This window comes from Corynebacterium sp. ACRQK (assembly GCF_022345965.1).
In the GTDB taxonomy this organism is placed as follows: domain Bacteria; phylum Actinomycetota; class Actinomycetes; order Mycobacteriales; family Mycobacteriaceae; genus Corynebacterium.
In genome coordinates, this window is record NZ_JAKRMU010000002.1 from 193917 (window position 1) to 207207 (window position 13291).

General features: G+C 62.7%; 7 protein-coding genes. 6 read left to right on the plus strand and 1 reads right to left on the minus strand.

The annotated features are described in order from the left end of the window. Positions 1-193 precede the first annotated feature (193 nt). The 4 genes from MHX63_RS03670 (at position 194) to MHX63_RS03685 (ending at position 9458) form a co-directional block, all read left to right on the plus strand. Positions 194-1213, plus strand: coding sequence for a DUF3068 domain-containing protein (locus MHX63_RS03670; protein WP_239387292.1), 1020 nt, complete (start codon positions 194-196; stop codon positions 1211-1213). A 288-nt stretch (positions 1214-1501) separates the two neighbouring features. Continuing rightward, positions 1502-5014 (plus strand): DNA-directed RNA polymerase subunit beta, encoded by a 3513-nt coding sequence (locus MHX63_RS03675; RefSeq protein WP_239387369.1) that lies wholly within the window; start codon positions 1502-1504, stop codon positions 5012-5014. A gap of 134 nt (positions 5015-5148) precedes the next feature. Further along, positions 5149-9120, plus strand: a complete 3972-nt coding sequence (locus MHX63_RS03680; protein WP_239387293.1) for a DNA-directed RNA polymerase subunit beta' — start codon at positions 5149-5151, stop codon at positions 9118-9120. Positions 9121-9263: 143 nt separating this feature from the next. Then, positions 9264-9458 (plus strand): DUF4236 domain-containing protein, encoded by a 195-nt coding sequence (locus MHX63_RS03685; RefSeq protein WP_239387294.1) that lies wholly within the window; start codon positions 9264-9266, stop codon positions 9456-9458. Here the strand turns inward: MHX63_RS03685 and MHX63_RS03690 are convergent. Then, positions 9455-11863 carry an ATP-dependent RNA helicase gene (locus MHX63_RS03690; protein ID WP_239387295.1) on the minus strand — a complete coding sequence of 803 codons (2409 nt, stop codon included), beginning with the start codon at positions 11861-11863 and terminating at the stop codon, positions 9455-9457. The two genes, MHX63_RS03685 and MHX63_RS03690, sit on opposite strands and share 4 nt — an antisense overlap. 375 nt (positions 11864-12238) lie before the next feature. Here MHX63_RS03690 and rpsL point away from each other — a divergent pair, with 375 nt between their 5' ends. Further along, a complete protein-coding gene (gene rpsL, locus MHX63_RS03695) occupies positions 12239-12610 on the plus strand; it encodes a 30S ribosomal protein S12 (protein ID WP_034986217.1) in 372 nt (123 codons plus the stop codon). A 3-nt stretch (positions 12611-12613) separates the two neighbouring features. Then, on the plus strand, positions 12614-13084 hold the full coding sequence (gene rpsG, locus MHX63_RS03700; protein WP_239387296.1) for a 30S ribosomal protein S7: 471 nt from the start codon (positions 12614-12616) through the stop codon (positions 13082-13084). The last annotated feature ends 207 nt before the right edge of the window (positions 13085-13291 follow it).

The window sequence follows — 13291 nt, forward strand, 5'->3', positions numbered from 1 at the left end:
CGCCTTACTTTCCGCGCTTTGGCCTAGCTCCGAATGCGCAGCCAAATCAAAGCCGCTGGGAATCACGTTCCGTGATTTCCGGCGGTTTTTTGTTGTCTTGCTACGCTTAAATGACAAATATTGAATCGTGTGCCCAGTTCTTCAGGCATGCGGAAAACTAAAAGCTGATCTAATCGCAGATGGTGGCAGAGAAGTGACGAACAAAAAGGGCTCCGGCAAAGGCCTCTATATCCTGGGTGCGCTTGGTGCACTGATTGGCGTAGCGCTGATCACTGTGGGCGTCATGCTCCCAAAGGTTGTATCGAACGACAAGGCCGTGCCTCTAGACTTGGCCGCGACGACGCTTACATTGAACGACCCTGCCGCGGTGATCGGTCCGAACTACCAGGGGCTTGACGGCAAAGAGGACGTGACGGCGCCGGTCAACCGCCAGTTCAAGATCACGCTCGAGGAGCCCGCCACCGACGATGAAGCCAGCGCGCGCGTCGGTGTGACCACCGCTCGCACGGACGTGGAGGACGACCTGGAATCGCTGCTGGACGCACAGGTCTGGAGCTTTACCGTGGATCGCCGAACGGGCGAGGCGAAGGGGGATGCGAAGGTCTCGGACACTCCCGCTACCCCGGCCACCGACGGCGAGATCGCCGGTTATTGGGCCAAGTTCCCGCAGGGTACTGAGCAGCGCTCTTATGACTATTTCGATATGACGCTACGTCGCGCGCTGCCTGCGGAGTTCACCGGTACTCGCAATGTCACCACCGCTGACGGGCGCGAGCACGAGCTGTACGTCTTCCGTCAGGAGATCCCGGCAACCTCCGTGGCCAAGGAGTACGCGGGAGTGCGCAACACCATCACCGTTGAAGGGGAGGATGGCAAGCCACAGCGCGCTCAGTTGTTCCACGAAGGCTGGCGCGAGCTGGCGGTAGAGCCGAAGTCCGGCCTGCTGGTGAGTGTGGAGGAGAACGTGAAGGACACATACCGCGACGACTCCGGTAAGGACGTGCAGAACCTGCTGCAGTTCCACGGCAAGACCCCACAGCGGGTGACGCAGTCCATGCTGGATCAGGCCATGGAGGTCAGTGGACAGCGCCACACCGATAAATGGGGGGTTGCATTGATTGTCGCGGGTGTTATTGTGGCAGCAGCATCCGTGGTGTTGGTTCTGTGGCGGCGCGCCAAGCGTAGGGTTGCGCGTCGGGCGGGGGAAGCCTAGACATTCGCGCAGCCATGCTATAGGATAGTTCGTTGCGCTGGATTTGATTTGTTGAGCTATCGGCTACAACGAAACGACTACAAAGCTACGCAGAAGTGATGTGAAGACATTACGCATGAAGCAGACTTTGCCAAACGAGCCAGAAAGGCCATTTGACAAAGTCGTTTAGTCGTTTCTGCGTGGGGATAGTTTGGCAGGGAAAATCCAACTAAATCGACCATCACGAGACCGTACACACACAATCACGATCGCACACTACAGCTCCACCACGTAGTGTCGACCGATGTTGTGCTGGAAGGACCCATCTTGGCAGTCTCCCGCCAGACCAGCTCAGTGGCCGGAATTCCCGGAGCTCCGCAGCGACACAGCTTTGCGAAGATCGACGCTCCGATCGAGGTTCCAGGCCTTCTTGACCTCCAACGAGAGTCCTTCGCTTGGCTCGTTGGCACGCCTGAGTGGCCTGCCCGCGCCCAAGCAGAGGCAGGGGAGGATGTCCGCATTATGAGCGGACTCGAGGAGATTCTCGAGGAGCTCTCTCCGATCGAGGACTACTCCGAGAACATGTCCCTCACCCTGTCCGAGCCTCGCTTCGATGACGTGAAGTCCACCATCGACGAGGCGAAGGATAAGGACATCAACTACGCGGCACCGCTGTACGTGACCGCGGAATTCACCAACTCCATGTCTGGTGAGATCAAGTCCCAGACGGTCTTCATCGGTGACTTCCCGATGATGACCGACAAGGGCACGTTTATTATCAACGGCACGGAGCGTGTCGTTGTTTCCCAGCTCGTCCGCTCCCCGGGCGTGTACTTCGACGCCTCCATCGACGCCTCTACCGAGCGTCCCCTGCACTCCGTGAAGGTGATCCCTTCCCGCGGTGCGTGGCTCGAGTTCGACGTGGATAAGCGCGACACCGTCGGCGTGCGCATCGACCGCAAACGCCGCCAGCCGGTCACCGTGCTGCTGAAGGCCCTGGGCCTGACCACGCAGGAGATCACCGACCGCTTCGGCTTCTCCGAGCTGATGATGTCCACCCTCGAAAAGGATGGCGTGGACAACACCGACGAGGCTCTGCTGGAGATCTACCGCAAGCAGCGCCCGGGCGAGTCCCCGACGCGCGACTCCGCACAGGCTCTGCTGGAGAACTCTTTCTTCAAGGCGAAGCGCTACGACCTGGCCAAGGTTGGCCGCTACAAGGTCAACCGCAAGCTGGGGCTGGGCGGCGACACTGATGGCGTGATGACCCTCACGGAAGAGGACATCCTGACCACCATCGAGTACCTGGTGCGCCTGCACGCCGGTGAGAAGTCGATGACCTCCCCGGACGGCACCGAGATCCCGATCGATACCGACGACATCGACCACTTCGGCAACCGTCGTCTGCGTACCGTCGGCGAGCTGATCCAGAACCAGGTTCGCGTGGGTCTGTCCCGCATGGAGCGCGTTGTGCGTGAGCGCATGACCACCCAGGATGCGGAGTCCATCACCCCGACCTCCCTGATCAACGTTCGCCCGGTCTCTGCAGCTATCCGCGAGTTCTTCGGCACCTCCCAGCTGTCCCAGTTCCTGGACCAGAACAACTCCCTGTCCGGCCTGACCCACAAGCGCCGCCTGTCTGCGCTGGGTCCGGGCGGCCTGTCCCGTGAGCGCGCTGGCCTGGAGGTCCGCGACGTTCACCCGTCTCACTACGGCCGCATGTGCCCGATCGAGACTCCTGAGGGCCCGAACATTGGTCTGATCGGTTCCCTGTCCTCCTACGCTCGTGTGAACCCGTTCGGCTTCATCGAGACCCCGTACCGCAAGGTTGTGGACGGGCAGATCACCGACGAGGTTTACTACTTCACTGCGGACGAAGAGGACCGCCACGTGATTGCTCAGGCGAACACCCCGTTCGACGAGAATCACCGGTTCACCGAGGAGCGCATTGAGGTTCGCCTGCGCGGCGGCGACGTGGAGGTCGTCCCGTACACCGAGGTGGACTACATGGACGTGTCGCCGCGACAGATGGTTTCCGTGGCAACCGCTATGATTCCGTTCCTCGAGCACGACGATGCTAACCGTGCACTGATGGGTGCCAACATGCAGCGTCAGGCTGTGCCTCTGCTGCGCTCCGAGGCTCCGTTCGTGGGTACCGGTATGGAGCTGCGTGCTGCTTATGACGCCGGCGACATGATCATTGCGCCGAAGGCTGGCGTGGTCGAGTACGTCTCCGCCGACTACATCACCGTCATGGATGACGAGGGTGTGCGCGACACATTTATGCTGCGCAAGTTCGAGCGCACCAACCAGGGCACCTGCTACAACCAGACCCCGCTGGTGGACGAAGGCGACCGCGTTGAGGCTGGCCAGGTTCTCGCCGACGGCCCGGGCACCGACAACGGTGAGATGGCACTGGGTAAGAACCTGCTGGTTGCCTTCATGCCGTGGGAAGGCCACAACTACGAGGACGCCATCATCCTGAACCAGCGCATGGTTGAGGAGGACGTTCTGACCTCGATCCACATCGAGGAGTACGAGATTGACGCCCGCGACACCAAGCTGGGCCCGGAGGAGATCACCCGCGACATTCCTAACGTGGGCGAGGACGTCCTGGCTGACCTGGACGAACGCGGTATCGTCCGCATCGGCGCGGACGTCCGCGCCGGCGACATCCTGGTCGGTAAGGTCACTCCGAAGGGTGAAACCGAGCTGACTCCGGAAGAGCGCCTACTCCGCGCCATCTTTGGCGAGAAGGCCCGCGAGGTCCGCGATACCTCCATGAAGGTGCCGCACGGCGAGACCGGTAAGGTCATCGGCGTTCGCGTGTTCTCCCGTGAGGATGACGACGACCTTGCCGCAGGTGTGAACGAGATGGTTCGCGTCTACGTCGCCCAGAAGCGCAAAATCCAGGACGGCGATAAACTCGCCGGCCGCCACGGCAACAAGGGTGTCGTCGGTAAGATCCTGCCGCAGGAGGACATGCCGTTCCTGCCGGACGGTACTCCGATCGACATCATCCTGAACACCCACGGCGTGCCGCGCCGTATGAACATTGGTCAGGTCCTCGAGGTGCACCTGGGCTGGCTGGCTAAAGCCGGCTGGAAGGTCGACCCGGACTCCCAGGATCCGAAGATCCAGAAGATGCTGGAGACCCTGCCGGAGGAGCTGTACGAGATTCCGGCGGACTCCCTGACCGCCACCCCAGTGTTTGACGGTGCTTCCAACGCGGAGCTGTCCGGCCTGCTGCGTTCCTCGCTGCCGAACCGCGACGGCGAGCGCCAGGTCGACGACTTCGGTAAGTCCAACCTGATTGACGGCCGCTCCGGCGAGCCCTTCCCGTACCCGGTTGCAGTGGGCTACATGTACATGCTGAAGCTGCACCACCTGGTCGACGAGAAGATCCACGCTCGTTCCACTGGTCCTTACTCCATGATTACCCAGCAGCCGCTGGGTGGTAAGGCACAGTTCGGTGGCCAGCGCTTCGGTGAGATGGAGGTGTGGGCAATGCAGGCATACGGTGCTGCCTACACCCTGCAGGAGCTCCTGACCATCAAGTCCGACGACGTGGTTGGTCGTGTGAAGGTGTACGAGGCGATCGTGAAGGGGGAGAATATTCCGGATCCTGGTATCCCGGAGTCCTTCAAGGTCCTTCTGAAGGAGCTGCAGTCGCTGTGCCTGAACGTTGAGGTTCTGGCCGCCGACGGCACCCCGATGGAGTTGTCCTCCGACGATGACGATGAACTGGAGAACGCTAACGCGGCTCTGGGCATCAACCTGTCCCGTGACGAGCGTCCGGATGCTGACATGGATGTCAGCTAGGGCGTTGACGACCCTAAACATCTGACTTTCGTACATTCGCCGTATTTTCGGCGTCTGAGCCCGACAAATGACACAGCTTCAGGCGCCGTAACTACCCAAAGCCCTCCGGAAAGAGGAGGGGAAAGGAAGTCCACGTGCTGGACGTCAACTTTTTCGATGAGCTTCGCATCGGCCTAGCGACTGCGGACGACATTCGTCGCTGGTCCCGTGGCGAGGTCAAGAAGCCTGAAACCATTAACTACCGCACCCTGAAGCCGGAGAAGGACGGCCTGTTCTGCGAGCGCATTTTCGGCCCCACCCGCGACTGGGAGTGTGGCTGTGGCAAGTACAAGCGCGTGCGCTACAAGGGCATCATCTGTGAGCGCTGTGGCGTTGAGGTGACCAAGTCCAAGGTTCGCCGTGAGCGCATGGGCCACATCGAGCTGGCCGCGCCTGTTACCCACATCTGGTACTTCAAGGGCGTACCCTCTCGCCTGGGCTACCTGCTGGACCTGGCTCCGAAGGATCTGGAAAAGATCATCTACTTCGCCGCCAACATCATCACCTCTGTGGATGAGGAGGGTCGCCACAACGACCAGTCCACCCTCGAGGCAGAGATGCTGCTGGAGAAGAAGGAAGTCGAGCAGGAGCGCGACGCGGAGCTGGCTGACCGTGCCAAGACTCTCGAGGACGACCTGGCGGAGCTGGAGGCAGCCGGCGCCAAGAGTGACGCCAAGAAGAAGGTTCAGAACGCAGCCGACCGCGAAATGCGCCACATCCGCGAGCGCGCCGAGCGCGAGATCGACCGCCTGGACGAAATTTGGAACACCTTCGTCAAGCTGGCTCCGAAGCAGATGATTGTGGATGAGAACATCTACAACGAGCTGGTCGACCGTTACGAGGATTACTTCACCGGCGGCATGGGCGCAGAGGCTATCCAGACCCTGATCCGTAGCTTCGACCTCGAGGCCGAGGCCGAGTCCCTGCGCGAGGTCATCCGTGACGGCAAGGGCCAGAAGAAGCTGCGCGCTCTGAAGCGCCTGAAGGTCGTTGCCGCATTCCTGCGTTCCGGCAACGACCCGGCCGGCATGGTTCTGGACTGCATCCCGGTTATCCCGCCGGAGCTGCGTCCGATGGTGCAGCTGGACGGCGGCCGCTTTGCGACCTCCGACCTGAACGACCTGTACCGCCGCGTAATCAACCGCAACAACCGCCTGAAGCGCATGCTGGACCTCGGCGCGCCTGAGATCATCGTGAACAACGAGAAGCGCATGCTGCAGGAGTCCGTCGACGCACTGTTCGACAACGGTCGTCGCGGCCGTCCGGTTACCGGCCCGGGCAACCGTCCGCTGAAGTCCCTGTCCGACCTGCTGAAGGGTAAGCAGGGACGATTCCGCCAGAACCTGCTGGGTAAGCGTGTGGACTACTCCGGCCGTTCCGTGATTATCGTCGGTCCGCAGCTGAAGCTGCACCAGTGTGGTCTGCCGAAGCTGATGGCCCTGGAGCTGTTCAAGCCGTTCGTTATGAAGCGCCTGGTGGAGAAGTCCTACGCGCAGAACATCAAGTCCGCCAAGCGCATGGTGGAGCGTCAGCGCCCCGAGGTGTGGGACGTGCTGGAAGAGGCCATCGCCGAGCACCCGGTGATGCTGAACCGTGCACCTACCCTGCACCGCCTGGGTATTCAGGCCTTCGAGCCGATCCTGGTTGAGGGTAAGGCCATCCAGCTGCACCCGCTGGCCTGTGAGGCCTTCAACGCGGACTTCGACGGTGACCAGATGGCTGTTCACCTACCGCTGTCCGCAGAGGCGCAGGCCGAGGCTCGCATCCTGATGCTGGCTTCCAACAACATTCTGTCCCCGGCATCCGGTAAGCCGCTGGCTATGCCGCGTCTGGACATGGTGACCGGCCTGTACTACCTGACCCTGCTGAAGAAGCCGGAGGAATTTGGTGGCCAGGGCGCCTACGTATCAGCCACCGAGGAAGGCCCGGCACAGGGCGTGTACTCCTCCCTGGCCGAGGCGATCATGGCTTACGACCGTGGCGTGCTGGGCCTGCAGGCTCCGATCCACGTGCGTATCAGCCACCTGCGCCCGACCGCGGAGATCGAGGCCGAGCTGTTCCCGGATGGTTGGCAGCGAGGCCAGACCTGGCTGGCGGAGACCACCCTGGGTCGCGTGCTGTTCAACGAGCTGCTGCCGTGGAACTACCCATACGTAGAGGGCGTCATGGCAAAGAAGCCACAGGCTTCCGTCATTAACGACCTCGCGGCGAAGTACCCGATGATCACCGTGGCGCAGACGGTGGACAAGCTGAAGGATGCCGGCTTCTACTGGGCAACCCGCTCCGGTGTGACCATCACCATGCACGACGTGCTGGTTCTGCCGAACAAGCAGGAAGTCCTGGATAACTACGAGGCCAAGGCCCGCGTTATCGAGAAGAAAATGGCACGCGGCAAGATCAACGAGGCCGAGCGTTACCAGTCCCTGGTTGACCTGTGGAAGGAAGCCACCGACTACGTCGGTCAGTCCGTCGAGGACCTGTACCCGGATGACAACCCGATTCCGATGATCGTGAAGTCGGGTGCTGCCGGTAACATGCGTCAGATCTGGACCCTGGCCGGCATGAAGGGCATGGTTACGAACTCGCGCGGTGAGTACATCACCCGCCCGATTAAGACCTCCTTCCGCGAGGGCCTGTCCGTGCTCGAGTACTTCAACAACTCCCACGGTTCCCGTAAGGGCCTGGCCGATACGGCACTGCGTACCGCCGACTCGGGTTACCTGACCCGTCGTCTGGTGGACGTGGCGCAGGACGTCATCGTGCGCGAGGACGACTGTGGCACCAAGCAGAGCGCTGTCATGCCGGTAGCCGTTCCGGTTCTGGACGCCGAGGGCAAGCCGACCGGTAACTACACCGCTGCGGACTTCGTCGAAACGTCTGTTCTGGGTCGTTACCTAGCTAGTGACGCCACCGCCTCCGACGGCACCGTTATCGTCGCCGAGGGCAATGTCGTTGGCGAGGGCGAGCTGCAGGCTCTCCTCGAGGCCGGCGTGGAGGAAGTAAAGGTCCGCTCCGTGATGACCTGTGCTACCAACACCGGCGTGTGCTCCACCTGCTACGGCCGTTCCATGGCGACTGGCAAGAAGGTGGAGATCGGCGAGGCCGTTGGTATCGTCGCCGCCCAGTCCATTGGTGAGCCGGGTACCCAGCTGACGATGCGTACGTTCCACCTGGGTGGTGTCGGTGGCGACATTACCGGTGGTCTGCCGCGTGTTCAGGAGCTGTTCGAGGCTCGCGTGCCGAAAGCGAAGTCCCCGATTGCATCGGTGGACGGCAAGGTGCGCATTGAGGACGACGACAACTTCTTCACCCTGACCATCGAGCCGGACGACGGCTCCGACGATGTGGTGTACGAGAAGCTGTCCAAGCGCCAGGGCCTGGCGACGCTGGGCACCGGTGGCGTGGAGCGCCCGATCCGCGACGGTGACCACGTGAAGATGGGCCAGCAGCTGCTGAAGGGCGCTGCCGACCCGCACGAGGTTCTGCGCGTGATGGGCCGCCGTGGCGTGCAGCAGCACCTGATCAACGAGGTCCAGAAGGTCTACCGCGATCAGGGTGTGGCCATCCACGACAAGCACATCGAGATCATCGTGCGCCAGATGCTGCGCCGCGTGACCGTCATCGACTCCGGTTCGACCGAGTTCCTGCCGGGCTCCCTGGTGGATCACGGAGACGCCGTGGCTGCTTCCAAGGAAGCCGTCAAGACCGGCGGTCGCCCGGTGGAGGTACGTGCGGAGATCATGGGTATCACGAAGGCTTCCCTGGCTACCGAGTCCTGGCTGTCCGCCGCCTCGTTCCAGGAGACCACCCGTGTGCTCACGGATGCTGCCATCAACAAGCGCTCCGACAAGCTGATCGGCCTGAAGGAGAACGTGATCATCGGTAAGCTGATCCCGGCCGGTACGGGTATTTCCCGCTACCGCAACATCAGCGTGGAGCCGACGGAGGAGGCCCGCGCAGCGGCTTACTCCCTGCCGTCCTCCTTCGGTGATGGCTTCTACGCCGACGACACTTACGGCGAGTTCACCGGCGCTGCCGTGCCGCTGGACGACATCGATCTGATGTAGTTCGGATCTGCTGAGTGGTTGCCCGCCGGTGGAGGGCGGCCAGCAGCCTTCAGCGGGCGCTTCCCCTTGTACCAGTGACTTTGTACTTGGGGAGGCGTCCGCTTTTGCGTGTCTACGGCATGCGGTGCTCTATGATTTGCTGCATGGGTATGATGTTTCGCAACTCCAAGAAGTTCGGTCCGTTCCGCATTAACACCTCTTCCGGTGGCGTAGGTGGATCCACTCGCGTTGGGCCGATGCGCATTACGCAGCGTGCTGATGGCCGCCAGTCCGTGACGATCCGCACCCCGATCCGCGGCCTGAACTTCACCAAGACTTTCGGCAGCAAGCGCCGCTAACTACCTAGCGCCCGCTTCGTCTTCTTCGTTGCCGTTGCCGACCACGGATCCTCGGGCCACGGGTGCTTCGGATAGCGCCCGCGCATGTCCTTACGCACGCCCTGGTAGGGGCCATCCCAGAAGCTCTTCAGATCGTCGGTGACGGCCAGCTCGCGTCCCGCTGGCGATAGTAGGTGGAACAGAACTTTTTGCCCTGCGATGGTGGGGGAGTCCGCCAGGCCAAAGCATTCCTGCAGCTTGACGCGCACAATCGGTCGGCCAGTTTCGTAGTGGATCTTTGGAGCCGAACCGCTGGGGACTTCCAGCCGTTCCGGTGCGAGCTCGTCCATCTGCCCTGCCTCGGGCCACGGCAGTTGCCGCATGATCGCCTGGTAAGCGCCGATGTCGGCGATTTTCTCGCCGGCCACAACCCGTTCGGCCTCGGGCGTGTAGTCGCCTGCCGCCAGGTCCGGCCACGGTTCGCCGAGCTGCGTGCGGAGGTAGTCGACTCTTTCTTTTATTCTTGACGCCCCCTCCGTCATCTGTAGCCACCCGAGCCCCTTGGTAGCCAAGTCCGCGATGGCCTGGGTTCTCTCTTCTGCACCCAGCTGGTTTATGGAGACTGGTGTGCTGGATAGCTCGATGGCTCCGAGGTGGCGGGTGCGCCGCGCACGGAGCTTACCGTCGGCGATGCGCGCAGTGACGTCCTCCCGTACTTGCGCTAGGTCCGGTTGGTCTAGCCGGGCGGCCGCGCGGATCAGGGGAGTTCGGCCCAGCTGGACCTCCGCAACCGCCAGCCATTCGGAGCCGCCGAGCGGGCGGCGTAGCTCCGGCGCGAGGGTGGCGCGGGTGCCGGAGGCCAGCAGATACTCGGCATCCTCGCCGCTACCGCCGCTACCTCTGGCGCTGCCAGCGCTGCGGCTGCCCCTATCCACTAGCTTCGCAACGCGGTCGGGGTACGCGGAGGCTACCACCTCACCAGGGGTGGCCGGGCCTTGGTCGTCCACCATCCGCGCGAAGCGGCGAACCTCTGAGGCCTGCGGCTTCGCCTCGGCGAGATCCCCCTGCAGGCCGGTCGACAGCGCGGCCACAACCTCGGCAGCGCCTGAGCCGTGCGCCAGCAGTGCCGCCCCGAGGCGCGGGTCGGCGGGAATGCGCGCGAGCTTCTGACCTGTCTCGGTAATCGTGCCGTTCCCGTCCAGCGCGCCCAAGGCGTGCAGCTCCCGGTTGGCGTCGGTGAGGGTGGCGGCCGGAGGGGCGTCCAGAAGAGAAATATCGGGCGACCCCCAAGCAGCGAGGGTCAGGGCGGCGGCGACGAGGTCCGACGAGAGGATCGCCGGGGTGATGTCCGGTGCGAAGTGGGAATAGTCGGCTGCGGAGTAGGCGCGATAGACCTGGCCGGGGCCGAGGCGACCGGCACGTCCAGCGCGCTGATCGGCGCTGGCTTTGGAGGTTGAGGTGGTGACCAGACCCGTCATTCCGCGGGCTTGATCACGGCGGGGAGTACGGGAAAGACCAGCGTCGACGACCGCGTGCACGCCGGGGACGGTCAGGGAGGATTCGGCGATGGAGGTGGCGACGACGATGGGGGAGCGGCCGGTCAGGGCGGCATCTTGTTCGCGTGAATCCAGGCCGCCGTGGAGCGGGGCGGAATCGGGCAGGTGCGAGGTCACCCAGTCGATCTCCTTGCGGCCGGGCACGAGCACCAGCGTGCGGTGGTCAGGATGGCCGGAGTCGCGGTGGTGCGAGTGGGCCTGCAGGGCGAGGTCCGCGACGTGGCGGTAGAACACGGGCGAGCCCTGGGCGCGCTCGGGGTGCGGGTGGTATGTGACCTCGAGCGGATGGGTGACCGCTGGGGTGGAGACGACCTGCGCGCCCATATAGTCGGCGAGCTTCTGTGTGTCGACGGTAGCGGACATCGCGCAGAGGTAGAGCTCTCCGGCGGGGTCGCCTTCGCGCAGCAGGGCAACTTCCTGGCACATGGCGAGCACGAGGTCCGAATCCAGTTGGCGCTCATGGACTTCGTCGATGAGGACCGCACCCACGCCTTCGAGTGCGGGGTCGGCCAGGAGGCGGTTGAGAAGCACGCCGGGGGTGACGAATTCCACCAGGGAGCCGGGGTGGTGTTCGCCGCGGATGCTGTAGCCGACGCGGTCGCCTACGCGGGAGCCGTCGAGGTGGGCGAGGCGCCAGGCGGCGGCGCGGACGGCGACACGGCGAGGTGCGGTGACCAGAACTTTCGGCGGGGGTGCCGTGCCTGCTTGGGGTTGTAGAATATTGGACAGCGCGGGTGGGACGAGGGTTGTCTTACCGGTTCCAGGGGGAGCCTCCACCACCAGCGGGCCGCGCTGCGGAATGCGCGACAGCAGTTCGGCGGCGGGGAGGCCCGCGCCGATGGTTGCGAGGTCAAACTGGTGGAAAGGCATCGGGATAATTGTAAGCACGGTGCCGGCCAGGGAGGTGCTGAGGACGCTGTTCAACCGGGAATTTGGTAGCGCAGGCAAGGTGTATTAAGCTTTGCGACGTAGATTGTATTGTCTCCGCTGGTGCAGTGGCGGCCACAAGCTAACCGAGTTAGCGCAGGCCGGTTGTGCAGCTGGGGTGCGATGCAGGGATCTCCACGTTATTGCGTGGGGTGATACACCACGGAAGAGGCCCCGTAAGGAAGAGCCCCTTATTTTTCGTGTGTGCAGATCCTTTTTGAGATCCCCAAGCTACAGATGCTCAACCCGCAGGGCAGCCACTTCTGAAACGGCGGCGCTGCGCAACTGCACCGAAAAGAACCGAAAGAAAGTTCATCTATGCCAACTATTCAGCAGCTGGTCCGCAAGGGCCGCCACAGCAAGAAGTCCGAGGTTGCCACGGCAGCCCTGAAGGGCTCCCCGCAGCGCCGTGGCGTGTGCACCCGCGTGTACACCACCACCCCGAAGAAGCCGAACTCCGCACTGCGTAAGGTTGCCCGTGTTCGCCTGACCTCCGGTATCGAGGTTTCCGCCTACATCCCGGGTGAGGGCCACAACCTGCAGGAGCACTCCATGGTGCTCGTCCGCGGTGGTCGTGTGAAGGACCTCCCGGGTGTTCGTTACAAGATCGTGCGTGGTTCCCTCGACACCCAGGGTGTCAAGGACCGCAAGCAGGCACGTTCCCGCTACGGCGCTAAGAAGGAGAAGTAAACAATGCCACGTAAGGGTCCAGCACCTTCCCGACAGCTAGTCAAGGATCCAGTTTACGGCGACGTTCTCGTCTCCCAGCTGGTGAACAAGGTTCTCCTTGACGGTAAGAAGTCCACCGCAGAGCGCATCGTCTACGACGCACTGGAGCAGTGCCGCGAGAAGACCGGCACCGATCCGATCCTCACCCTGAAGAAGGCTCTCGACAACGTCAAGCCGGCTCTTGAGGTTCGCTCCCGCCGTGTTGGTGGCGCTACCTACCAGGTTCCGGTTGAGGTTCGCCCCGGCCGTTCCACCACTCTGGCACTGCGTTGGCTGGTGACCTTCACCCGTCAGCGTCGTGAGAACACTATGACCGAGCGTCTCGCCAACGAGATCCTGGACGCATCCAACGGCCTGGGTGCATCCGTGAAGCGTCGCGAAGACACTCACAAGATGGCAGAGGCCAACCGCGCCTTCGCCCACTACCGCTGGTAGCAGCGGCTCTATAGCCTCACCGCCCAAACTTCATATCCGGGTAGTGGGGCTATAGTTTTTATTGACCGCGTGAGGGCGTCAAGAACGCCTCGACGCGACGTGACAGCACAAAGCTGGCACAATAGAACGAGTACATAATCGCCTGCGGCTTGCGGGGCTTTTTAAAGCACTTGAAGAACAACAATGTGAACAACATGGAAGTTCCGG